The sequence below is a fragment of the Methylosinus sp. R-45379 genome (assembly GCF_001644125.1).
GTDB lineage: Bacteria > Pseudomonadota > Alphaproteobacteria > Rhizobiales > Beijerinckiaceae > Methylosinus.
This window is the reverse complement of the sequence record NZ_LUUM01000248.1, coordinates 34,288-58,100: the sequence shown is the minus strand read 5'-3', so window position 1 is coordinate 58,100 and position 23,813 is coordinate 34,288. Positions and strand designations below refer to the sequence as shown.

Below are 23,813 nucleotides of genomic sequence, written 5' to 3'. Positions count from 1 at the left end.
CTCGCGCGCTCAGCTCGGCTGCGATAGGCGGCGCATTTCGGCGAGGGCGGGGTTCCCCTCCTCCTCCAATCGGGCGATCGTCTCGAGGCCCCATCTGTAGGAGAATTCGGCGACCTCGCGGTGCTTGTCCCAGGTCATGAAGCTGGCGCCGGGACAGACCGGCGGCTGCACGGTGAGATCGAGCCCGCCGGAAAACGCCGGCTTCTCGCGAATATTGCTGAACACCGCTTGCTGAATGACGCTCGCCAGCGAAGGGCAATCGGGCAATGGCTTGCGGCGCAGCGGATTGAGCATGGAGGCGAGCAGCGCGTTGCGGCCGGGCAGCGCGCGATAGTCGAAGTCATAGAGGCGCGGATCGGAGTTGCGCAGGTCCACGACGACATTGGGGCCGTTCTTGAGCCCATGCATGGGCGCGATCGGCGCATTGTCGGAGACGGCGCCGTCGACCAGCATATGGCCGTCCTCGTCGAAGAAGGGCGGCAGCACGCCGGGAATGGCGCAGGAGGCGCGCACCGCCTGCCATGTCGGGCCGGAGCGGATCACGCGCATCGTATAGGTGGAGAGGTCGGTCGCTATGGCGAAGCTCGGCCGCCACAAATCCTCGAAGGCGATGGAGCCGTAGGACTTCGCCAGCGTCGCCTCGAGAATCGTATGGTCCAGCAGGCCGAACTTCGGCAAAGTGAGGCGCTTCAGCGCGGCGTTCTGCACGAATATCTCGTGAATCGCCGCCTCCACCTCCTCCGGGCTCTTCAATTGCGCGAAGGCCACCGCCATGCCGGAGCCGATGCTGCTGCCGCCGAACATATCGAAGACGACGCCCGCCTCCTGAAAGGCTTTCACTATGCCGATATGGGCGAGGCCGAGCGCGCCGCCGGCGCCGGCGACGAAGCCGATCGCCTGGCCCGTGATGAAGCGCGCGAGGCAATCGAAATCCGCGCCCGAATCCATCGCCACATGATGCAGCATGAAGACGTCGCGCTCGCGCAGCCAGGGCGCGGAGGGCTCTTGCGTCTGCGGCCGATGTGGATAGAGCCTGACGATGCGCCGGCGATTGGCGGGAAACAGGGTGAAGGCGAATTCCTCGACCGGATTGAGCGCCTGCGACCCGTCGGCGACGGCCATGATCAGCAGATCGGCCGAATTGAGAACGGCGCGGGTCCATTCGTTCAATTCGCCATCGGCGACGCAGAGGACGAAGTCGTTCTCCTGCTCGAGCGCGCCGAGCCAATCGGCGACGGCGTAGCGGTCGAATGCGCCATCTGGGAAATGCGCGCGCGCGTCGGCGGAGGCGCGCGCGCAGCCATGGGCGCGCGCATTGATCGCCTGCAGCAGGCGGGCGCTGAAACCTTCGGGAATAGCGCCCCCGCCGGCGGCGATCAGCGCGATCACGCGCACGCGGCTGCTCTGGCGGAAATTGCGCCGCGTGATCTCGCCGAGACGCGCGAGGCGCCGGGCCAGCGAGCGGGTGACGGCGCGCTGCATGTCGGGGAATTGTGCGACCAGCGCCTCGAATTGCGCGCGGTCGATCTCCAGCACCTCGGAGTCGCGCATGGCGACGACGCCGGCGCCGCGCGGCTCGCCGGTGAAAAAGCCCATCTCGCCGATGAGCTGGTCCTTGCCGATCTCGGCGACGATCTCGCCATTGGCGGCGTTGACCACGCCGAACTGGCCGAAATTGACGATATAGAGAGTCTCCGACGGCGCGCCGAGCTCGATCAGCGCCTCGCCGCGCGCGATCCTGCGCAGCCGCACGCAGGATTTGATCTTGCCCCGATCCTCGTCATCGAGGTCTTGCCAGAAACTCTGATCTTCCGAAACGAGCGTCTTCGACATGGAAATACAGCCGCCCCGATGCGTTCGCGTCGCGCGCCCCCGCGCTCGCGCCGCATGATCTTCGGCCGAGCGTGAGAATGCAAGGGCGCTTTCCGCGCGCTTTCGACGCTGGTCAGGCCGGCGCGGCGGTCAGCAGGGCGTCGAGGGTCGCGCATTCCTCCGCGGTCAGGGAAAAATCGAATATCGCCAAATCATCGCGCATATGCTCTTGCGAGGACGTGCCGGTGAGGCACAGAATGCCTTGCTGCGTCAGGAAGCGGAAGAAAATCTGCGCCCGGCCGCGCCCATATTTTTCGGCGAGAGCGACGAGCTCCGGCTTCGCCAATGTTTCGGGATTGGCGGTGAGCGTCCAAAAGCTCTGGTAGAAAATTTTGTGCTTTGCGCAGAAAGCGCGAATCTCGCGGTCATAGCCGGTTTTGGCGTAGAAGCGGTTCTGGATCACGGCCGGCTTCACCCGCGCCTTCTTCCACAACATCTTCAGCCGTGACAGCTCGTAGCAATTGCTGACGCCCAATTGGCGCACGCCGCCCTGCGCCACCAGGCTCTCCATCGCGCGCCAGGCTTCGAGAGTGTCCTTGTCCTCCGGGTAGGGGGAGTGCAGCACCAATCCGTCGAGGCGATCCACGCGCAGATTGCGCAGCGAGACCTCGAAGGATTGCCGCACCTGCTCGCCTATGGCCGCCTCAGCGTCATAGGGGATGTTCTCGGGGTCCTGCCCGCCGAAGGGCGTGAATTTGGTCTGCAGATAAATATCCGCGCGGTCGAGCCCGGCGCCGAGCGCCGCCGCCAGACCTTCGCCGACGCCCGGCTCGTTGTAATGCTTGGGCTGGCAGGCGGTGTCGATCCCGCGAAAGCCGGTCCGCAGCGCCTCTTCCACCAGAGCGGCGGTGCGCTCCTTCTTCCAGGCCGTGCCATAGATGATGCGGGGCATCAAAACCCCGGAGGCGGAGACGATCCGGCCAGGATCCTCGCCGCGCGGCTCGGCGCTCATTTTGGGGCTTCCTCTTTCTCAGGCTCCGGCGAAAACCGTCAGCACGCCAGTATAGCCGTAGAGATGATGGCGGGCGATCTCGCCGCCGGCGAAAAAGCCGATCACGGGCGTCTCGCCTCCCAGCGCCTCGTGAACCATGCGGAATTCGGCGTTGGGCTCGCCGAAATGCGGGCCGCCGCGCCCCGAGCAGCTGATATAGAGCGCGCCTCTCATGCCGCCGGCGGCCTCTGCCTGGGCGCGCACCTCCGCCACGATGCGGAGGAGATCATGCTTGGCCGCCTCGGCGTTGCGCTTGCAGAAGGCGAGCCGCATGCCGTCCTTTATCTGCTCGGCGATCATCAGCAGCCCGCCCTTGCGGCCGACGCCGACAATGTGCCGCACTTCCGTGTTCGTGCCGAACTGGCCGGGCTTGGCGGAGACATCTTCGCCAGTGGCGACCAGCCCGGCCAAGGTCTGCGCCAGCTCGAGCCGCAGTTCGGCGTCGTCTATGTCGAGCGTATGCCCCATATCCTCGAGCACGCAGTCGAGGGCGCGCTTCTCGTCCAGGGTCACGAGGTAATTGCCCTGCGCGCGCGTGACCGTGCGCAGCGGCCCTATGGGCTGGCAGCCCTGGGTGACGCGCGAGAACACGGTCGCCTGCGGCCCGAAGGCGACGCCGGTGAAGCCGCCCGCCAAAACCTCATCCGCGATGCACAGCGCCTTGTTGCGCGCTGAGGAGAGGCCGCCGAACTGATAGCCGGTGGTGAGCTTGGCGCTTGCGGCCTCCAGCTTGGCCTGCAGATCGGGCGTGCCGCCGCTGGCGTGGACCAGCGCGGTGAAGGGCTCGAAGCCCTTGGGCGTCCCGTCCAGGGCCTCGAGAGAGGAAAACAGCGTAAAAGCGTCGGCGGGAAGATCGGCCAGCATGATCGCGAGGCCCGGCGCGTCGAAATATTCGACCGCCTCGGCGCCGACGCCGACCCCCACCGTTCCGACGAAATGGACGCCGGGCAGGCGCGCGCGCAGCGCCGACAAAATGTCGCTCGCCGCCTGGGTGAAATAGTCGGTGAGATAGCACCAGCCGAGATTTGGCGCAGGCGCGTCGGCCCGTTGTCGCTCGATCTGCTCCAGGCAGGAGGCCAAGGCGCTCTTCCAGTCGGCGTCGCCGGAATGGGCGTAAATGAACTTGCTCATGGTCTCTTTTCCCCGCGTCCTTGCGCGGGTAGCAACGACCGTGCCGCGGAAGAGATTCGCTACCGCGCCGCCTCGACGGAGGCGGAGAGCTCGGCGAGATCGAGCAGCACGAAGGCGCCGCGGCGGCGCTCGAGCAGTCCCGCCCGCTCCAGACGGTTCAGCTCGCGCGTGACCGCCTCGCGATGCGTGCTGACGCGGGAGGCGATCTCCGCATGGGTGGGAACGGGCGAGATCACGCCGCGATTCTCGCCGCCGCTGTCGCTGCGCGCCAGCCGCAGCAATTCCGCGTGAATGCGGCCGCGCACGTCGAGATTGGTGAACTCGTTCACCCGTGTGGTGAGGCGGCGCACCTCGCCGGTCAGCGTCTCGAGCACCTGATCGCAGACATTGGGATAATGATGAATCACCTCGCGGAAGATCGCGGGGCTCATGCGCGCGATCACCGTGTCGGTTATCGCATGGATCGCCGCCGAGCGCGGCTTGCCGTCGAGCGCCGAGAGCTCGCCGAAAAACTCGCCCTCCTTGATGACGCGCAGCATCAGATCCTTGCCGGCGACGCTCTGGATCGACACGCGCACATCGCCATAGGCGACGAAATAAATATCCGCGCTGTCGTCCTTATAATTGAGGATGCATTCCTTTTCCTGGGCGCGGCGCCACACGCATCGCGCGTCGAGCTGCGCGATCTCCTCCTTGGAAAGCGAGCGGAACAAACTAACGCGTGCAAGCGTCTGGTTTTTTCGTATCATGTCCCGCGTTCCTGAAAATTCGTCTTGTCAGCGTTTCAAAGGATGAGTCATGTCGGCTTGGAGTGTCAACTTCGATTTGGAGCGCCGCACGCGCCTCGCCACCGGGCTCACGCTCTTCACCTATGCGGCCTGTCATTTCATCTCTCACGCGACCGGCCTGTTCTTTCTCGACAATCTCCAGGCCATCGGCCATGGCGTCATTCTCGCGCCTTGGCGCACCGGCTTCGGCGTCGCTCTTCTGCTGTTCTGCTTCACCGTTCACATGTCGCTCGGCCTCTTCGCGCTCTATCGCCGGCGGCATTTGCGCATGCCGGCGATAGAGGCCTGGCAGCTCGGCCTCGGCCTCACCATACCGCTGCTGCTCGCGCCGCATGTCACCGACACGCGCGTCGCCGTGCTCGCCTTCGGCTTGGAGGATTCCTATTTTCGCATTCTCTATCATTTCTGGATCAGCGATCCCACCTTCGGCCTGCCGCGGCAATTTCTGCTCATGGTCCTCATCTGGTCGCATGGCTGCATCGGCATTCACATGTGGCTGCGCTATCGCGATTGGTATCGCCGGCGCACGATTCTGTTTCTTCTTCTCGCGCTCGCTCTGCCCGCGCTCGCCATAGCGGGCCTGCTCAACTCGGGCTGGGAGCTGATCCTGCGCGCCTATATGGACGAGGCCGTCATAGAGGCGCATGGGCCGCCGGCGAAAGGATCGCCGCATGCGCATGTGCCGGCGATGCTCGCTTCGATCATCCTCTATCTGCAGATTTCCTATCTCGCGCTGCTCGCAGTCGTGCTGCTGCTGCGCGCCTTGCGCAACATGCGCGAGCGCATGTTCGACACGGTGCGCATCGACTATCGCGACGGCCGCAGCGTTCGCGCGCCTTTCGGCTTCTCCGTGCTCGAGGCCAGCCGTTTCAAAGGCATTCCGCACGCCTCCGTCTGCGGCGGGCGCGCGCGCTGCTCCACCTGCCGCATACGCGTGCTCTATGGCGCGTCGGAGCTGCCGCCGCCCGGCCCGGCGGAGCTCGCGACATTGGCGCAGATCGGCGCGCCGGAGGGCGTGCGCCTCGCCTGCCAGACGCGGCCGCGCTGCGATATCGGCGTCTATCCCATGCTGCCGGCGGACAGCCCGCTCGACGGCCTCTGCGTTCTTCTCGACCAGGGCCGCGAGCTTTTCGTGACGGCCATGTTCGTCGATCTCCGTGATTCGACGAAGCTCGCCGCCAACCGCCTGCCCTATGACGCGATCTATATCGTCGACTCCTACATTCGCGCGACGACCAATGCGATCTTGGCGGAGGGCGGCCATGTGACCAGCGTCGCCGGCGACGGCGTCATGAGCCTGTTTCGGCTGGACGGCGACGCCGACGAGGGCGCCCGCGCGGCGCTGCGCGCGGCCAGCGGCGTCTGGCGCGCGATCCGCCGCGTCAGCCGCGATTTCGCGCATGATCTCGAAGCGCCGCTCGCCTTCGGCGTCGGGCTGCACAGCGGACTCGCCATCGTCGGCGCCGTCGGCCCGACGGATCGGCAGTCGCTGCAGTTTCTCGGCGACACCGGCAATATCGCCGCGCGGCTCGAATCGCTGACGAAGGAGATGGACTGCGTGGCGCTCGTCTCCTCGCAGACCTGCGACGCCGCGGGGCTGCGGCCGCCGCACGCCGTCGTCGAGGCGCCGATCCGCGGCCGCGAAGCCGCGCTCCCCGCCTTTCCGTTCAAGAAGCTCGGGGATTTCGAGCGCTGGGTCGCCAGCGGCGAGCCGGCGGCCCTCTGAGCCGCAGCGTCCGCCCCCGTAGGGAGACGTCTTTCGTTCAGTAGATGTCGGGGCAGGCCACCTCGTTTCCATATGCGTCGGCGCAAGTGCAGCCGCCGAGCGACAGAGCCATCGCGCCGATCGCGAAGCCGATGACCAGCGTCAGAGCTTTCGCGCGAACGCCGGCCGGGAAATGAAAATTGGAGAGATCGAGATTCATGTCATCCTCCCTGGATGGATGTTGGAACGCGGTCGCAAAACATCGTCCGCTCGCGAAATGTCGCTCGGTTCGCTCCTGAGGGATGTGGCGAACGCCACGGGTCGCGCGGAAAATGCTCCGAGTGGACGAAGCCTGTCGCGCCCGACCGCGTCTGGACCTGAAAATTGCATCGCCGCGGCGGCCCTCCCGCGCCGATCGGAGAAACGCAGCCCATGGCGGATATCGCTCGTTCCTGTCTCGCCTTTCTCTGCTTCCTGCTCATCGCCTGCGCCGTCAGCGAGGATCGGCGCCGCATTCCCTGGCGCGTCGTGCTCGGCGGGCTGGCGCTGCAATTCGTGGCGGCGCTGGTCCTCACGCATTTTCCGCCGGCGAAGCAGGCCGTGCTGCTCGCCAATGACGGGGCGGAGGCCCTGCAAAAGGCGACGGAGGCGGGCTCTGGCTTCGTCTTCGGCTATCTCGGCGGCGGCCCCGCGCCTTTCGAGGAGAAGACGCCGGGCGCCGGCTTCATTCTCGCGTTCAAGGCGCTGCCCATGGTGCTGACCATCTCGGCGCTGGCCTCACTGTTCTTTTATTGGGGCGTGATGCAGCGCATCGCGGGCGGCTTCGCCTTTCTGCTGCGACGCTCCATGGGGCTTTCCGGCGCGCTGGCGCTGGGCGCTTCCGTTCACATCTTCGTCGGCATGATCGAGGCGCCGCTGCTGATCCGCCCCTATCTCGCGCGCATGCAGCGCGGCGAGCTGTTCGCGCTGATGAGCTGCGGAATGGCCGGCGTCGCCGGCACGGTCATGGTGATCTACGCCGGCTTCGTCGCGCCTTTCCTGCCGGATGCGCTCGGCCATATTCTCATCGCCTCGGTGATCGCGACGCCGGCCGGCATAGCGGTCGCCGCGGTCATGTCGCCCTGGGATATCTATAAGGACAATGCCGAAGCGCGGCTCGCCGTGGAGAATCCGCCGGCAGGGGCGTTCGACGCCATCGTCAAAGGCGTTTCCGACGGCGTCGGCCCGCTCGTCGGTATCATCAGCATGCTGCTGACGACGATCGCGCTGGTGACGCTGGTCAATATGGCGCTCGCGCATCTGCCGCAATTTGGCGGCGAGACGCCGAGCCTGCAGCTCGCTTTCGCCTATGCCTTCCGCCCCATCGTCTGGCTGATCGGCGTGCCCTGGAGCGAGGCGCCGGCGGCCGCTGCGCTGATGGCGACGAAGACTGTGGTCAACGAGTTCGTCGCCTATCGCGACATGAGCGCGCTCGGCGCGGAGGCGCTGTCGCCGCGCAGCCGGCTGATCCTCACCTATGCGCTCTGCGGCTTCGCCAATTTCGGCAGCATGGGCATTCTCGTCGGCGGGCTGAATGTGATGCTGCCCGGCCGGCGCGCGGAGATCACGCGTCTCGGCCTGCGCTCCATTCTCTCCGGCACGCTCGCCACCTGCATGAGCGCCACGGCCGCCGGATTGCTGATCGGCGGCTGACGGTCGCTCAGAAGCAGCCCTGCGCTTTCAACTGCACGAGCCAGGCGCCGCAATCCGAGTGACGCCGCCGCTCGCGCGGGCCACGGCCCCACTCGTCCTCATATTCGTAGTGGCGATGACGCTCCCGCGCGCGCTCGTGGCGCACGCATTCATTGTAATTATTCTGCATCGCGAGACACAACGGCACATTCGGCCCGGCCAGCGCCGCTCTGGGGGCGAAGCCGTCGGTCAGCGAGACGATCCCGGCCAGGATCAGGGAGAGGAGAAAGATGCGCGCCATTTTCGAAGAAGCCTTTCTGTCGACGGCAGGTCTAGCAGATTCGCTCACGCTGAAACAGCGCGACGGTCACGCTGCCGGCGCCAGCGCAGGAAGCCGGTGACATAGAGAAAGGCGGGCGCGAGGCCGGCGAGCAGGATGACGGCCTGACCGGCGAGGCCGAAGGCTTCGCCCGAATGGAGCGGCAGCAGCCATTCCAGGAAGCGCTCGCCGGCGCTGAAATTGGCGCGATCCTCGGTGAACAGAATCTGGCCGCTGAACTGGTCGATCGTCACCCGATTGCGGCCATTGGCGTGATTGGGCTCGCCTTGCGCGCGCATGGAGACGACATAGACGCCCTTCTCATTGGCGGGCAGGCTGAAGCCCGTCGGCGCGGCGCCTGGAAAGCGGCGCTCGGCGATGCCGAGGGCGGCGTCCAGCCCGATCGGATCGCGATCCGCGATCGGCCGCGACGCCAAGCCGCGCGGCGCCTCGCGCAGGGTCGAGACCAGGCGCACGAGGTCGCGGCCCTGCTGGCGGAACACGAAAAAGCAGCCGGAAGTCAGCGAGCAGCAGAGGACGACGGCGATGACCGCGCCGACCACGCGATGGAGGTCGAAAATCCGCCGATCGGCGCTCGCCTTGCGCTTAATGGCGAAAGCGAGCCGCCATTGGCCCGGCCGCGGCCACCACAGAACGATCCCGAGCAGCATGGAGGGCAGCAGCAGAAGCGCCGGCCCGCCGACCAGCCAGGAGCGATCCGAGCCCTGCCACAGCGTGTAATGCAGGCTGCGCACCGAATTGAAGAAGAATTGGCGGATTTCGTCGTCGCCTTTCTTGATCGCCCGGTCGCCCGTCACCTTGGTCGTATAGGGGTCGATGAAGAGGCGATGCGTCTCGATGACGTCGTCCGCGTCCCGCAGCCGGTACGAGAGCGAGACGACGCCCTCGCGGCTGCGCGGCATGGCGAGGAAGCTCGGCGTCGCGCCGCGCGGCAGATCGGCGATGGCCGCCGCATAAATCTCGTCGAGCGGGGCGAAGCGGGCCTCGGCGGAAGGCGGCGCCGAGCGCAAGAGCTCGGGATGCAGCGCCGCTTCGATCTGCGGCGCGAAGGACAGAAGCGCGCCGGTGAGCCCCACGACGACGAAGATCGCGCCGAGAATGAGGCCGGTCCAGCGATGAAAGGCGAGAAACAGCCGCCGCGCACGCAGGCGCAGCGAGATTTCCGCAGGCGCGCGCTCCTCGGCGGCGCGCGGCGCCGCGATCGTGTCATTGGTCATGGAATGGCCTCCTCGCAAATCTCCTCCCCCGCCGCGGGGTCGAAGAATATAGCTTCAGCCGCTCGCCGAAGTCTGAGAAACGTTACCTTGCAAATCGCGCCTGTCGCGAAAAATTCTCCTTTTCCGCGCCCGCGCGCGCTCGACGCGCAGCCTCTCGCCCCCGCTGCAATTTGGAAAGGCTACAAGAAACAGAGCAGAAATAGACCGGGGCCAATGAGCGCTCTCTAAAACGGCGGCGAGATCGCCTCGATATATAGAAGCATGCTCCTGCGGGCCGAATATTCGCCAAATTGCGACGCTGGACCGCTCATAGGCGTCACAATCTCCAGACTCGCAAGCTTTCGGCGATTCTGTGGCGGCCAATGACGCCATTTGACGTTCTCGCGGCCTGCGGCGAATATGATATTTACATATTGGTAACGCGCTATACGATACGTCGGCTTAGAAGACGCCCAGGGCCTGCGGCGACCCAGGGCGCATAGAGGCGAAGCGGCTCCGCCGGGAAGACCGCGACAATGCTCATGAGGGCGACAGGACAGCCGATGCGTGTGTTGATCGTCGAAGATCAGGCGGAGATCGCCGCTCTGCTGGAAGAAAAGCTCGTCCATGCCGGCTTTGTCGCGGATATCGTCGGCGCGGTCGCCGAGGCGCGTGCGGCGATCGAGGCGGTCGATTACGGCGTCATGCTGCTGGATCGGCGGCTGCCGGACGGCGACGGCGTCGCCATCATCCGCTCGGTGCGCGAGGATCGGCCCAACATGCGCGTGCTGATGCTCACCGCCATGCGCGGCATAGACGAGATGGTCGACGGACTCGACGCGGGCGCTGATGATTATCTGACCAAGCCTTTCGATCCCGACGAGCTGATGGCGCGCATTCGCGCCGTTCTGCGTCGTCCCGGACCGCAAGTGGCGCCCTCGGTGCAAGTCGGCGCGCTCAGCTTCGAGCTCGACGAGCAGAGGGGATTTATCAATGGCCGGCAATTTCTGGCGCCCAAGCTGGAGCTCATCCTGCTCGGGGCGCTGATGCGCCGCGCCGGTCTCGCGGTGACGCGCGCCGATCTGCTCGAGGAGATCTATGGCGCGCAGGACGCCGATCAGGTCGACGCGCTGAAGATGCTGATCCACCGCCTGCGCCAGCGCCTGAAGAACCAAGGCGCGCGCGCCGATATCCACGCCGCGCGCGGCATAGGCTATCTTATTCGGAGCGCTGAGGAATGAAGCTCACGCAATCGCTTTCGGCGCGGCTCGTCTTCTACTGGATACTGTGCTCGCTCGTCGCCTATCTCACTCTGCCGGTGACGGTGTTTCTGCCGCTCTCGGCGCTGCATATCGGCGATAGCTCCAATTCCAGCCTCGACAGCTGGACCACCAAGCGCTCCAAGGAAATTCTATTGGGCGCGCTGCGCCGAGGGCCGGATGGCGCATTGACGGCAGAGCGAACGCCGGAGCTGCAGCGCCAGCAAGAGCGCAATCCGCGATTTCGCTTCGCCATACTCGATCGCGCCGCCGGCCGTCTCGTCGCGGGCTCGGACGAGAAGCTGTTCGACGCGCTGGGACGCGCCGGCGTCGACAGCTATAGCGGGCTCTTCCATGTCTCCGACGATTCCGATCCCAATGCGCGCGGCTATGTGCGCTCCATCGACAGCGCTTTCGGCAAGCTGACGATCGCCACCTATAGCGCGCAGTTCCATTGGGACGATACGATCTGGCAGCTGGTGAATTTCGTCTCGCTGAACAATCTCATCGCCTTTCTGCCGCTCGGCTCGGCGGCGGCGCTGGTCGCGACGCTCGTCGTGCGACGTTCGCTCGCGCCGCTGCGCGCGGCCACGGTCGCGGCTTCGGCCATCACCGTCGACTCGCTGCGCAAGCCGATCGCGGCCGCGGGTCTGCCGATCGAGATCACGCCTTTCGTCGAGGCGGTGAATGGCGCGATCGCTCGCGTCGAGGAAGGCGTCGCGGCGCAGCGACGCTTCACCGCCAACGCCGCCCATGAGCTGCGCACGCCGATCACCGTGCTGCGGGCGCGCGTCGCCAAGCTGGATGCCTCCGATCTCAAGCGCGAAATCACGCGCGACGTGCGGCGCATTCAGACGATCGTCGATCAATTGCTGGTTCTGGCGCAGGCGCGCGAACGCCGCCGCGACACGCGTCTTTGCGTCGATCTCGCCGCGACGGCGTTGAAGGTGGCGGCCGATTTCATGCCGGTCGCCATAGACGCCAAAAAGGAGATCGAGCTGGACGCGCCGGAAGCGCCGGTGATGATCCGCGGATTCCCCTGGGCGATCGAGAGCGTGCTCGGCAATCTCGTCGAGAATGCGCTGCGCGCCGAGCCGGAGGGCGGAACCGTGATGATGCGCGTCGGCGCGGATGCGCGCGTCATCATCGTCGATCATGGCGGCGGCGTCGCGCCCGAGGATCGCAGCCTGATATTCGAGCCCTTCTGGCGCAAGGAGGAGACGACGCCGGGCACTGGCCTCGGGCTCGCTATCGTCAAGGAGCTGGCGCGCGAGCTCGACGGCGAGCTCGAGGTCGCCGACACGCCCGGCGGCGGCGCGACCTTCATCGTCGGATTTCGGCTCTTCGGGTCGCGCCTCACGAGCGCGGGCGGCGCGCAAGTCGAGGCGGCGATCTAGACGCGTCGGGCTCGGCTTTCTGCGGGGAACGCGCGCGCCGATCGGGCAAAGAAGAGTCCCGAAGGCTCTCTTTTCGTGCGAAGGCGGCCGCAAATCTCGAGCATCGATCTATCCGAAACTCGGAATGCCGCTTTCGTCACGCCGCCATGATCCGATTTTCTCGGAAATTGCTGCACATTCGTCGATTTTACACTATTGTTGCAATTTAGTAACATGAATAACAGATTCTGGAGTCCCGCGGCGCGCGCTCTTGTCAAGCGTCGTGACCGTTGGTAACGTTCCGGTGATGTTTTGGCGTTCGCGGCGGAATACCAAAAATGTTGGGGCGGCTTCTGGCTATTTTCGCGCTCTCATGCGCCTTGCTGATGCAAGGCGCAGGGCCGTCGGCCGCCCTGATGACCGGCGACGGCGGCGTCGAAATGTCGGTCGGCTGTCGTCTCGCCAGCGGCGACGATGCGCCGGCCGGCGCCCATCACGCGAGCCATTGCGAGCATTGCGTCATTTGTTGCGCGGCGATCCTCGGCGTCGTCGCGGCCGTCCTCACTCGCCTCGCACCTTTCCCGCCCGCGGCGATCCCGGCGCCGAGCGCCGATCCGCTCGCCTCTTTCTTCCTGGCCGGTCATAAGCCGCCCTCCCACGCGCCTCCCCGCTTTTCCTGACGCCTCATCGGCCGCTTTCGGTCGACGCCGTTGGAATCGCCGGCCGTTTGGCGGCCGCTCAGGGGGGAATTCATGTCTCGTTTCGCTTTCCGTAGCGGCGCGTCCGTCGCCGCGTTGACGCTCGCCGTCCTTTCGCCCATCTGCGTCCTCGCGCAGGAGGCGCTGCCAGAAATCGAGGTGAGCGGCCAGGGCGCCGGCGCCGGCTCCGCCTCGCCCGCGCTGGCCGCAATCGAAAAGCCTTTCGCCAAGGCTATTCCCGACAATATTCCCGCCGTCGTCCATACGGTGACGGCCGCCAAGATCGCGGAGACGGTCAACGCCACGACGGCGATCGAGATGCTGCGCTATGCGCCGAGCCTCGACATGTCGGCCAAATTCCCCGGCGACCGCTTTCAGAGCATGACCGGCCGCACCATCGGCCCATTCGAGCCGCAGAGGCAGCTCGTCTACAAGGACGGCATTCTCATCTCGGCTCTGTTCGGCGCCAGCGAGCACACGCCCAAATATTCGATGATCGTGCCCGAGGAGGTGTCGCGTATCGACGTCATGTACGGTCCCTATTCCGCGCTCTATTCCGGCAATGCGATCGGCGGCGTCATCACCTACACGACGAAGATGCCGGAAACGTTCGAGCTGCATTCCAATCTGCAGGGCATTCTCGCGCCCTATGGCGATCAATATGCGACGCAAAGAAGCAATCCCGGCTTCACCGGCGGCCTCTCGGTCGGCGACCGCAACGGCGATTTCTCCTGGCGCGCGTCGTACAATCATCTGCTGACGCATTCGCAGCCGATTTCCTATGTCAGCTCCTCGAGCCCCGGGGGCGCGGCGGGAACGCCGGTCGTCGGCGGCTATTTCGACGTCGATCGTCAGGGCGCGCCGCGCGGCGTCTTCGGCACCGCCGGCTTGCAGACGACGGAGGAGAATGTCGGCACGCTGAAGCTCGCCTATGACTTCAACAAGGATGCGCGGCTCAGCTACACGATCGGGCTGATGCAGCTCGGCCTGAACATAGATCCGCAGAGCTATTTGAGAAGTGCGACGACCGGACTGCCCGTCTACAACACGAGCAATGGCCGCATCACGATGAATGGCGTCAATTTCGCCCTCTCGGGATTGAATCCCGCGCATACGGAATTCCTGCATCTCATGCAGGGCGCCGAGTTCAAGACGCAGACAGGCGGCGTCTTCGACATGGAGCTGGTCGGCAGCTCCTATGATCTGATGCGCGACGTCAGCGTCTCGGCGCTGAAATATGGCGTCGACACCTCCGGTCAGACGCGCGAATACAGCGGCACGGGCTGGAAGGTGATGGACATGCGCTTCATCTGGCGCCCGGAGGAGGAGCTCTTCGGCAAGCACGAAGTCTCCTTCGGCGGACATCTCGACGAATATACGCTGAAGCTGCATTTGCAGAGCACGCCGACCTATTGGTCGTCCTACTACCTGCAGCAGGCGCAGCGCTCCTATGGCAAGACCGAGAACAGAGCCGTCTATGTTCAGGACGTGTGGAAGCTCGCGCCGCAATGGACGCTCACGCTCGGCGGACGCCAGGAGTGGTGGCGCGCTTTCGACGGCTTCAACGAGAATGTGCGCGGCACGGGAACGCGGCAGCCGGAGCGCAATCTCGCCGCCTTCATGCCGAAAGCCTCGCTCGCCTTTCAGGCGACGCCCGATCTGCTGCTGCGCGGCTCCTATGGCAATGTAACGCGCTTTCCGGGCGTCACAGAGCTCTATCAGCGCACCGTGTCGCCGAGCGGCATCGTCATCAACAGCCCCGATCTGAAAGCAGAGCAGGCCGATTCCTACGAGCTCGCCGCCGAATATCTGTTCGGCGCGCATAATGCGCATCTCGCCTTCTTCCATGGGCGTGGTCTTCGTCTTCCTGCGACGTGCGACGCCGATGATCGCGGCAGGCGTCACTCTGCCTCTGTCGCTCATCGGCGCTTGCGCGGCCATGTGGGTCGCGGGCTATTCCATCGACAATCTCTCTTTGATGGCGCTCACCGTCTCGGTCGGCTTCGTCGTCGACGACGCGATCGTGATGATCGAGAATATCGAGAGCTGGGTGGCGCGCGGCAAAAGCCGTTTCGAGGCGGCGCTGATCGGCGCGCGGCAGATCGGCTTCACCGTCGTCTCCATCTCCATGTCGCTCATCGCCGTCTTCGTCCCGCTGCTGTTCATGGACGGGCTGATGGGGCGCTTTCTCCGTGAGTTCTCCTACACGCTCGCTTCCGCCATTCTCATTTCGACGATCGTCTCGCTCACGGTGACGCCCATGGTCTGCGCTTTCGCGCCATGGGGCGGGAAGGGCGGAGGCTCGCGTTTCGATCGCATCGTCGAAGGCGCGCTCGACAGAATCGTCTATTGGTATGGCCGCAGCCTGCGTCCTGTTATCGATCATCCGCGGCTGACGCTCATCGTCATCGTCGGCACGATCGGCTGGACAGCCTATCTCTATCAGGCGATTCCGAAGGGCAATCTTCCGCAGGACGACAATGGCTTCATCAATGGATCGAGTGAAGCCTCGCCGGATGTCTCCTTCGCGGAGATCATGCGGCTGCAGAAGCAGGCGGAGGCGATCATCTCCGCCGATCCAGATGTCGTTGGCGTCGGCTCGTCGGTCGGCGGCGGCGCGCTCACCGCCGCGCTCAATCAAGGGCGCTTCAACATAAGGCTCAAGCCGCGCGAGGAGCGCAGCCTCTCCAGCAAGCAGGTGATCGCGCGGCTGCGCAAGGAGCTCGCCAAGGTCGCGGGGCTGCAAGTGATGCTGACGCCCTCGCAGGATGTGTTCCTTCACGCGCGCTGGAGCGCCTCGGCCTATCAGTTCACGCTGCTCGACGACGATGTCGCCGAATTGACCGAGTGGGCGCCAAAAGTGTTGGCGCGCATGCGCAAGGTTCCGCAGATCGTCGATGTGACGAGCGACCGCCAGCAGGGCGGCCTCGGCGCCAAGGTCGTCGTCGATCGCAACGCCGCCTCGCGAATGGGCGTGCCGATCTCGGCGGTGGACGCCGCGCTCAACGGCGCCTTCGGCCAGCGCCAGGATTCGATCATCTATGGCGAGCGCAATCAATATCGCGCCGTGCTGGAGACGCCGCCGACGCGCCAGCGTGATCTGCGCGATCTCGCTGGAATCTACGTGTCCAGCGCCTCCGGCGGACAGGTTCCGTTGAGCGCCATCGCGCGCTTCGAGCGCTCGACCATGCCGATGGCAGTCAATCATCAAGGCGCCATGCCGGCCGTCACCATCACTTTCAATCTGGCGCCGGAGGAGACGCTCGAAGCGGCGAGCCAGGCGGTGGAGCGCGCCTTCGTCGCGATGAATCCGCCGAGCGGGCTGCGTGGCGAGCTCGCCGGTGAGGCGGGCGACGCACGCAGAGTGGGGCGCAGCATGACCATATTGATCGTCGTCGCTCTGCTCGCGGTCTATATCATTCTCGGCGTGCTCTATGAGAGCCTCGTGCATCCCGTCACCATCATCTCCACTCTGCCGGCGGCGGGGCTCGGCGCGCTGCTGTCGCTGCAGATGTTCGCGGTGGAATTCTCGATGATCGCCTTCATCGGCATTCTGCTGCTGATCGGCATTGTGAAGAAGAACGGCATAATGCTGGTCGATTTCGCGCTGATCGCCGAGCGCGAGGACGGGCTTTCGACGCGCGACGCGGCCTTGCTCGCCGCCAAGGAGCGCTTCCGTCCCATTCTGATGACGACGCTCGCGGCCATGTTCGGCGCGCTGCCTCTGGCGTTCGCCGGCGGCATTGGCGCGGATTTGCGGCGGCCGCTCGGCGTCACCATCGTCGGCGGCCTGCTGCTGAGCCAGATTCTCACGCTCTACACGACGCCGGTGATCTATCTGCTGATGAGCAAGGCGCGACTGCCGTTACGCCGCGCGGAACCCGGCGCGCTCGCGCCAGCGCGGCCGGAGATTTCCTCGTGACCCGATCGCCAGCGCCTGTCTTCATGCGCGGCCTGCGTCCTCCCGCGCGCCACGCGCGGCCCTATCGCTTCGTCGGCGCGATCGGGCGCCGCCCTTCCTTGGGCCTGCGCTCGCGCTTTTTTGCGCTGCTTCGCCAGAATGTCATGGCGTGATGGGATAATTTTCATCTACGTCCGATCGATCGGACGGATTGCCAAAATAAATCTTCTGGGCCAGTCTTGCGCTCGTCGCATTCGGTGATTGTCGGAATTTGCTTGTGCCGAGCATGTGGTTTTCTCGGGATGCGGCAGGCGCGCCACGACGAATGGGCGCAACTGCCGGGGCCGGGCTTCGCGCCCTCTGGAATCATATCATTCGGCGCCGTGAATTCGCCGCGCATCGGCCGGGCGGATTCGGCGTGGCGCTCGCGGCCGTCGCCTTGCTGACGTGTTTCGGCTCGCAGGCCTCGGTCGGAGAGCAGGTCGGCACTGCGTCCTTTGATACGGCTGCGCAATTCTCGGCTCTCATCGGCGGCCTCGCCGCCGCGATGGCGGTGGCCGCGGCCTTGGCGGCGCTCGCCCTGCTTGGGCGCCTTCGCTTCCGCTCCGAGAGGAACGCCGATTTCTACGCGGGCGACGCTTGCGCGCGCATGCTGTGGGAGAATGGGCCGGTCGGCGCCTTCTGCTGGGAGGAGGGCGGCCAGGTGACGGAAGCCAACGACGAATTTCTCCGCATGACCGGCTATGAGCGCGACGATCTCGGCGCCGGCCGCATTGATTGGCGGGCCGCCACGCGGCTGCGGTCTCCGGTCGAGAACAGCGTCGAGACGGAATTCATGCGCAAGGACGGCGCGCGCGCGCGGCTGCGGCTCCGCTTCGTCGCGCTCGACGAGCGGGGCGGGCGCGGCGTGGGTTTCGCGCAGGACGCGGCCGAAGCGCAGGAGCTGCGTCGGCAGGCCGAGCGGCTGAGGGGGCTGGAGCTCCGGGCCGTCGGCTTCGCCCATGATATCAATCAGCCGCTCACCGCCGCGGCCGCCTATCTCCAGGTTGCGCGCCGGCGCGCGACGCTCGGCGGCGGCGCGCAGTCGGAGGAGCAGCTCGCCGCCATGGACCGCGCCGGCGCGCAATTGTATCGCGCCGCGCGTCTCGTCGGCGATTGGCGCGAGCTTTTCACGCATGAATCATGCGCGTCGACGGAGATCGCGCTGCATCCACTGATTCGCGAAGCATGGGAGACGATGCGCGGCGATCTCGGCGAGACGGTTTCCGCCGAGCTACGTCTGTGCGCCGAGCGCGATCTCGTGATCGGCGATCGGGCGCAGATCGAGGAGGAGGTGAGCGATCTCCTGCGGGCGGCCGCGCAGGCGGCGATCGCCACGTCCCATCGCGAATTGATCGTCGTCACATCGACGCGGGGCGGCGAGATCGCCATCGAGATAAGCGACGCCGGCGCCGCGTCTATCGCGCCGTGTCGCGATCCGCGCGCTGCCGCAGAGCCGGCGAGATCGCGTGCGCTCGTCGAGGCCGACGGCGTGCGATTCTCGTCGCAGAAAGAGGATGGCGGAAGCTCCGCCTTTCGGCTCTCTCTCCCTTTGGCGGACTGAGCCTGTGGATAATGGGGGCGGCTGGCCGTAGCCGCTCGCCTGTCATCGGGAAATGCTCATAATCTTCCGCCCTTCGAAACAAGGGGCCGCTCACGGCTGTGCTGAAGCATATCCTAATCTCAGGGCAAGCCGCTGAAAGTAAAAGCTCTCGTCCGCGTGCTTAGTATTAGTACCAAGCAATACCACCACAAGTAATAATCCTATGGTATAAGTACTAGTGTTACCTACGAGACACAGGCGTCGTCTTTCTGCTCGCGATCTATATTAGGTTGTTTCCTTTACGATCGGAGCGCGCTAAAGAAGAAGGGTAGTCGATCAATAGTGAATCAATTATTCACCCGACGGAATTTGCAACGGCGCAGGGGTTCGGCGTCTGCCGAACCCCTTTTTCATGACGATCCGTCGGGCGCCGCAGGTTGCGGCGCCCGTTTTCTTTTGCAGAAGATCATCGTGTAATCTGGAGATAATCGCTCGTGGCGCGTCGCGAAGGCTCGCCCTGCGCTCATATGTTTTCGACAGCGCGATCCGATCATTGGGCCGGATCGCGCTGTCGATACTCGCCTTGCATGCGCGTTTTGATGCGGTTTCCGGCTGAATGCTTCGGCGCGCGCCTTCCTTCTCCCCGCGAGCGGGGAGAAGGAAGGCGGCGAAGGCCGCGCCAGCCGATCCGCCGGAAACCGTATGAGCGATCGAGGAGCCCTGCGGTTCGACCCGATCAGAGGCCCTGCGGACGTCCGGCGATCGACACCAGCAGCTCGCCGTCGCCGAGCAGGCGCTTGGCCACCCGGCGGGCGTCGTCCAGCGTCACCGCGTCGATACGGCCATTGCGCTCGTCGAGATAGGAGGGTGCAAAGCCGTCGAGCTGGAGATTGACCAGCTGGCCGGCGATCTTCGTCGATGTGTCGAAGCGCAGCGCATAGGAGCCGGTCAGATATTTCTTCGCCTTGTCGAGCTCGTCCGCGCTCGGCCCCTCATTGGCGAGATCGGCGAATTGGGCCTGGATCACCTCCAGCGATTCGCGGGCGCGCTCGTTCTTCGTCGCCGCGCCGCCGACCAGCATGGCGCATTTGTCATATTCGTTGAGATGCGAATAGACCGAATAGGCGAGACCACGCTTCTCGCGCACCTCGTTGAACAGGCGCGCCGTGAAGACGCCGCCGCCGAGGATGTGGTTGACCACCACGGCGCCGAAATAATCGGGATCATGCCGCTGCATGCCCGGACGGCCGAAGCGGATCGCCGATTGCGGCACGTCGAGATCGATGATGCGGCGCTCGCCGAGCGCGTGAATGTCGATCTCGGGCACGGGGGTGAGAAGGCTCTGCGCCGGCAGGGCGCCGAAGATCGCGTCCAGCTTGGCGGCGAGCGTCGCCGCGTCTATGGCGCCGACGACGGCGATTTTCAGATCGCTGCGCGTCAGCAGGCGAATCCTCAGCGCGTCGAGATCGTCGCGCGTCAGATTTGCGAGGCTCTCGAGATCGCCGCGCACCGGCCGCCCATAGGGATGGTCGGGGAAGGCGGCCTCGCGGAAGGCTCTAGCGACCAGCGCATCGGGATCGTTGGCGTCGCGCTTCAGCCCGGCGGCGATCTGGCCGCGCACGCGGTCGATCGCCTGTTGCTCGAGCCGCGGCTCGCAGAGCGCGACGCGCAGCAGCTCGAAAGCCTCGTCGCTGTTGCGGGAGAGCGTCTGCATATGGCCGGAGATGGCGTCGCGGTCGCAGCCGAAGCCGAGCCGGATCGCCAGATCCTCTATGGCGAGGTGGAAAGCGCGGGCGTCATAGGGGCCGGCGCCCTCGTCGAGCAGACCGGCGAGCAGCGTCGCGAGACCCGCCTTGCCGGCCGGGTCCTGCGAGGCGCCGCCGCGCATGGCGAATTCGAGCGCGACGAGCGGAACCGCGTAGCTCTCGACGAGCCAGGCTTCGATCCCGCCGGGCGTGACGACGCGCTGAATGGTCTCGGCGCGGCTGCGCGCAGGCGCGATGGCGTGGGCTGTCATTGATTTACGCTCCGATGTCAGGCGGCGAGCACGGCGTCTTTGGCTTCGGCGTCTTTGGCTTCGTCCTGGCCCTCGGATTCGAGGAAGCCGGTGACGGCCCGGCGCTTCTGCAGCCATTTGCGGGCCGCGGCGGCGAGGTCGGCGGCGGAGACGGCGTCGATGCGGTCCGGCCAGGCGGCGACATCCTCCACCGCGAGGCCGGTGGCCAGCGATTCGCCATACCAGCGGGCGAGCGAGACCTGGCTGTCCTGCGCATAGACCGCCTCGGCGACGAGACGATTCTTGGCGCGCTTCAGATCGGCCTCGGCGATCTCGGCGGCGGCGAATTTGTCGATCACCGCGCCGATGGCGTCGTCCAGCTGCTGCAGCGAGACGCCGGGCGCCGGCGTGGCGAACACCCAAAAGCGGGTGTCGTCCAGCGCCGAGCCCATGTAATAGGCCCCGGCGTTGACCGCGAGCTTTTGCTCCACCACGAGAGAATCATACAGCACGCTCGACGGCCCGCCGCCCAGCACATGGCCGAGAACTTCCAGCGTCTCGGCCTCGCCGGGCGCGCCGGTCGTGTAGGACGGCACGAGGAAGACGCGCTCATGCGTCGGCTGCTCGACCTTCTCGTCCGCGAGCGTCACCAGACGATGGGCGCGCGGCTCCGGCTCGCGCGGGCGCTTGCGGCTCGGCGCGTCGTCGCGCGCGGGAATGCGGCCATAGCTCGTCTCGGCGAGCGCGCGCACCGTCTCGAAATCCACGTCGCCGGCGACGATGAGTATGGCGTTCTCCGGCGTGTAGAAGCGACGATAATAATGCAGGGCGTCCTCGCGGCCGAGCGTCTCGATCTCATGGCCCCAGCCGATGATCGGCGTGCCATAGGGGTGATGCGGGAACAGCGCGGCCTGCACCGCCTCGTCGAGCTGGGCGGAAGGGTCGTTCTCGGTGCGCATGCGGCGCTCTTCGAGCACCACCTCGCGCTCCGGCCCCACAATCTCGTCGGAGAGGACCAGATTCGTCATGCGATCGGCCTCGAACTCCATCAGCGTGCCGAGATGCTCCTTGCCGATCCGCTGGAAATAGGCCGTGTAGTCATAGCTGGTGAAGGCGTTCTCCTGGCCGCCGAGCTCCGAGACGAGATTGGAGAACTCGCCCTGCGGATGGGCGTGCGTGCCCTTGAACATCAGATGCTCGAGGAAATGCGCGATTCCCGACTTGCCGAGCGGATCGTCGGCGGAGCCGTTGCGATACCAGACCATATGGGTGACGACCGGCGCGCGGCGGTCGGCGATGACGACGATCTCCATTCCATTGGCGAGGCGCGAATGGACGACCCCGGCGGCGGCGCTCTCGCTTTTGGCGGCTCCGGCGCGCGCGTCGATCTTGGCGGAGGCGGGGCTGGCGGCGTGATCGGCCGCGATCGCCTCGGCCCCCGGCTGTGTCATCGGCATGATAATCTTTCCTCGCTATAGCGCGTCCGGCGCTCGGGCGTGTGCTGAACGGCCAGAAACGGTCCGACCGAACCTCGGCCCGGCCAAGAGAATTCGGCGCCAGTTCGGCCGTGGGCTTTCCCCCGGACGCTTCGACGGAAGCATTCGATCTATATAAGCGTGAATGCGAGGCATGTCAGGCGCCGCGCGCGAGAGCGCGGCGCATCGCTTTGTCGATGAATGGCGAGCAGGCTGTGTGACGACTATACCCGTTGTGAGGGCGTCGTCGGACGCTCCGCGCCAGCGTTGCCGCAGCTGAAGCTCTCATGGCATCATCTTCCCCTCGAATCGTCAAAATTCGACGGCGCGGCGGCCAATGCGCCGTGACCGAAGCGCCGCAAGGGGGGATCGCATGGCTTTCACACGACGTTCTTTTCTGGCCGGTCTCGCGGCCTGCCCGTTCTGCGCCGCCGCGGCCCGCGCCGAGGGGGCGCATTGGACCTATGACGATGCGCAGCATTGGGGCGCGCATGACGAGGCGGCGAAGGCCTGCACGCTGGGCGCGGAACAATCGCCGATCGACCTCGCCGATGCGGTGAAAGCCGACATTCGCCCGCCCAAGCTCGGCTGGAAGCCGCAGGCTTTCGAGATCGTCAACAATGGCCATACGATCCAGGCCAACGCCGCTGCCGGGAGCGGCGTCGCCGAGCTCGACGGACGCAAGTTCGAGCTGAAACAGTTCCATTTCCACACGCCGAGCGAGCACGCCCTCGGCGGCAAGCGCCTCGCGATGGAGGCGCATTTCGTCCACGCCGGCGACAATGGCGATCTTCTGGTGGTCGGCTCCTTCCTCGTCGCCGGCGCGCCCAATAAGGCGCTATCCGCGCTGATGGCCGCCGCGCCGAAGGAGGAGGGCAAAGCTGCGCTGAAGGCTCCGGTCGACGCCTCCGCTCTGCTGCCGAAGGGAAAGAAATTCTTCCGCTACGAGGGCTCGCTGACCACGCCGCCCTGTTCGGAGGTGGTGCATTGGAATGTCTTCGCCGAGCCAGTGGCCGTGGCGAAGGCGGACATAGACGCCTTCAAGACGCTGTTCCCGATGAACGCCCGCCCGCTGCAGCCGACGCATCGCCGCATCGTGCTGAGCGGCGGCTGAGCGGTGGGGCGCTGGATCGGCGGCTCAGGAGCCGCCGAAAAGGCTGCCGATCATGCCGATCGGATTGGTCCAGCCCGGCTTTTCCTCTGCTTCCTTCACGCCTTTGCCGCCCGCCACCTTCTGGCGATAGGCCTGCGGCGGCTCGGTCAGATAGGAGCGGGTCGAGGCCTCGCCGGCGCCGCGCGTCTTCGGGCCGGTAGCGGCGCCCGGCTCGTCCGCGTCTGTGGCGATGGTGCAATGGCCGTCCGAGGCGGCGACGAGGCATTTGCGCGGGCCGTCATGCTCGCCATTCTTGGAGCCGGCGACATTGGGATTCTCGTTGAGGCCCGGCTGGCGCGCGGGAGCCGGCGCGCCTTTGCGGCGCGCGATCTCCTGATCCACCGGCCAGGAGGCGGGGCGCTCGGTCTCCGCCTGCGGCGAGGGGAGCCCCTGTCGATTGGGCGGCACGACCAGCTTGGGATGCTCGCGGAAGACGATCTTCTGGCTCTCGTCCTCGTCGGAATAGACGCCGATGAAGCCGAGCACCGAGGTGAGCGTCGATTTGTCGTCATAGGCCGCGGCCGGGACGACGCCCGTTCCGCCGAGAAACACGAGCGCGAGCCCGACGCATGCCGGCGTAAGACGCAGAGAGGCTGTCGCCCGTTTCATCGCCCAGATCTCCTCCCATGGGCGCGGCCCCGTCCGAGCGCGCGCGATTCCCAAAGAGCCGAATTGTTAC

19 protein-coding genes and 1 pseudogene are annotated in these 23,813 nt (G+C 65.8%); 10 read left to right on the top strand and 10 right to left on the bottom strand.

The genetic code is table 11. From position 1 onward, the window contains the following. Positions 1–9: 9 nt before the first annotated feature. From A1351_RS11890 to A1351_RS11875, 4 genes are all read right to left on the bottom strand, one after another. Entirely contained in the window at positions 10–1,833 is a 1,824-nt protein-coding gene (locus A1351_RS11890; protein ID WP_064033052.1) for a patatin-like phospholipase family protein, read from the bottom strand. A gap of 112 nt (positions 1,834–1,945) precedes the next feature. Further along, a complete protein-coding gene (locus tag A1351_RS11885; RefSeq protein WP_064033051.1) occupies positions 1,946–2,824 on the bottom strand; it encodes an aldo/keto reductase in 879 nt (292 codons plus the stop codon). A gap of 18 nt (positions 2,825–2,842) precedes the next feature. Continuing rightward, complete coding sequence (locus tag A1351_RS11880; protein ID WP_024878265.1) at positions 2,843–3,994, bottom strand: FIST N-terminal domain-containing protein; 1,152 nt, start codon at positions 3,992–3,994, stop codon at positions 2,843–2,845. A 59-nt stretch (positions 3,995–4,053) separates the two neighbouring features. Next, positions 4,054–4,743: a Crp/Fnr family transcriptional regulator gene (locus A1351_RS11875; RefSeq protein ID WP_064033050.1), complete on the bottom strand. Its 690-nt coding sequence runs from the start codon at positions 4,741–4,743 to the stop codon at positions 4,054–4,056. 49 nt (positions 4,744–4,792) lie between these two features. Here A1351_RS11875 and A1351_RS11870 point away from each other — a divergent pair, with 49 nt between their 5' ends. Further along, positions 4,793–6,508: an adenylate/guanylate cyclase domain-containing protein gene (locus A1351_RS11870; protein WP_051465359.1), complete on the top strand. Its 1,716-nt coding sequence runs from the start codon at positions 4,793–4,795 to the stop codon at positions 6,506–6,508. A 37-nt stretch (positions 6,509–6,545) separates the two neighbouring features. Here the strand turns inward: A1351_RS11870 and A1351_RS24740 are convergent, their stop codons facing one another. After that, the gene (locus A1351_RS24740; protein ID WP_157096277.1) at positions 6,546–6,707 is read right to left on the bottom strand and encodes a hypothetical protein; all 162 of its coding nucleotides are present in this window, start codon (positions 6,705–6,707) and stop codon (positions 6,546–6,548) included. Positions 6,708–6,919: 212 nt separating this feature from the next. On the opposite strand from A1351_RS24740, the gene A1351_RS11865 reads away from it, so the two are divergent. Beyond that, positions 6,920–8,179, top strand: a complete 1,260-nt coding sequence (locus A1351_RS11865; protein ID WP_026599867.1) for a NupC/NupG family nucleoside CNT transporter — start codon at positions 6,920–6,922, stop codon at positions 8,177–8,179. A 7-nt stretch (positions 8,180–8,186) separates the two neighbouring features. Here A1351_RS11865 and A1351_RS11860 read toward each other — a convergent pair whose 3' ends face one another. Together A1351_RS11860 and A1351_RS11855 are read right to left on the bottom strand one after the other, a co-directional pair. Further along, a complete protein-coding gene (locus A1351_RS11860; protein WP_024878269.1) occupies positions 8,187–8,459 on the bottom strand; it encodes a hypothetical protein in 273 nt (90 codons plus the stop codon). A gap of 44 nt (positions 8,460–8,503) precedes the next feature. After that, on the bottom strand, positions 8,504–9,715 hold the full coding sequence (locus tag A1351_RS11855) for a PepSY domain-containing protein (protein ID WP_024878270.1): 1,212 nt from the start codon (positions 9,713–9,715) through the stop codon (positions 8,504–8,506). A gap of 542 nt (positions 9,716–10,257) precedes the next feature. Here A1351_RS11855 and A1351_RS11850 point away from each other — a divergent pair. The 7 genes and pseudogenes from A1351_RS11850 (at position 10,258) to A1351_RS11830 (ending at position 18,531) form a co-directional block, all read left to right on the top strand. Next, on the top strand, positions 10,258–10,935 hold the full coding sequence (locus tag A1351_RS11850) for a response regulator transcription factor (RefSeq protein WP_024878271.1): 678 nt from the start codon (positions 10,258–10,260) through the stop codon (positions 10,933–10,935). Next, complete coding sequence (locus A1351_RS11845; RefSeq protein WP_024878272.1) at positions 10,932–12,350, top strand: HAMP domain-containing sensor histidine kinase; 1,419 nt, start codon at positions 10,932–10,934, stop codon at positions 12,348–12,350. The genes A1351_RS11850 and A1351_RS11845 overlap by 4 nt, the downstream gene beginning before the upstream one ends. Positions 12,351–12,667: 317 nt before the next feature. Beyond that, positions 12,668–13,009, top strand: a complete 342-nt coding sequence (locus A1351_RS11840) for a hypothetical protein (RefSeq protein ID WP_024878273.1) — start codon at positions 12,668–12,670, stop codon at positions 13,007–13,009. Positions 13,010–13,081: 72 nt separating this feature from the next. After that, a pseudogene (locus A1351_RS11835) lies at positions 13,082–14,815 on the top strand (TonB-dependent receptor); the annotation flags it as partial. A 37-nt stretch (positions 14,816–14,852) separates the two neighbouring features. Continuing rightward, positions 14,853–16,949 carry an efflux RND transporter permease subunit gene (locus A1351_RS25835; protein WP_083967291.1) on the top strand — a complete coding sequence of 699 codons (2,097 nt, stop codon included), beginning with the start codon at positions 14,853–14,855 and terminating at the stop codon, positions 16,947–16,949. Beyond that, entirely contained in the window at positions 16,946–17,101 is a 156-nt protein-coding gene (locus tag A1351_RS24735) for a hypothetical protein (RefSeq protein ID WP_157096276.1), read from the top strand. The genes A1351_RS25835 and A1351_RS24735 overlap by 4 nt, the downstream gene beginning before the upstream one ends. Before the next feature lie 245 nt (positions 17,102–17,346). After that, the gene (locus tag A1351_RS11830; protein ID WP_198022729.1) at positions 17,347–18,531 is read left to right on the top strand and encodes a PAS domain-containing protein; all 1,185 of its coding nucleotides are present in this window, start codon (positions 17,347–17,349) and stop codon (positions 18,529–18,531) included. Between the two features lie 715 nt (positions 18,532–19,246). Here A1351_RS11830 and A1351_RS11825 read toward each other — a convergent pair. Together A1351_RS11825 and A1351_RS11820 are read right to left on the bottom strand one after the other, a co-directional pair. Beyond that, positions 19,247–20,527, bottom strand: a complete 1,281-nt coding sequence (locus tag A1351_RS11825; protein ID WP_026599873.1) for a pitrilysin family protein — start codon at positions 20,525–20,527, stop codon at positions 19,247–19,249. 17 nt (positions 20,528–20,544) lie between these two features. Next, on the bottom strand, positions 20,545–21,963 hold the full coding sequence (locus A1351_RS11820; protein WP_026599874.1) for a pitrilysin family protein: 1,419 nt from the start codon (positions 21,961–21,963) through the stop codon (positions 20,545–20,547). A 391-nt stretch (positions 21,964–22,354) separates the two neighbouring features. Between A1351_RS11820 and A1351_RS11815 the strand changes: the two genes are divergently transcribed. Further along, complete coding sequence (locus A1351_RS11815) at positions 22,355–23,095, top strand: carbonic anhydrase (protein WP_024878278.1); 741 nt, start codon at positions 22,355–22,357, stop codon at positions 23,093–23,095. A gap of 24 nt (positions 23,096–23,119) precedes the next feature. Here the strand turns inward: A1351_RS11815 and A1351_RS11810 are convergent, their stop codons facing one another. Then, positions 23,120–23,743 carry a hypothetical protein gene (locus tag A1351_RS11810; RefSeq protein ID WP_026599876.1) on the bottom strand — a complete coding sequence of 208 codons (624 nt, stop codon included), beginning with the start codon at positions 23,741–23,743 and terminating at the stop codon, positions 23,120–23,122. Positions 23,744–23,813: the final 70 nt, after the last annotated feature.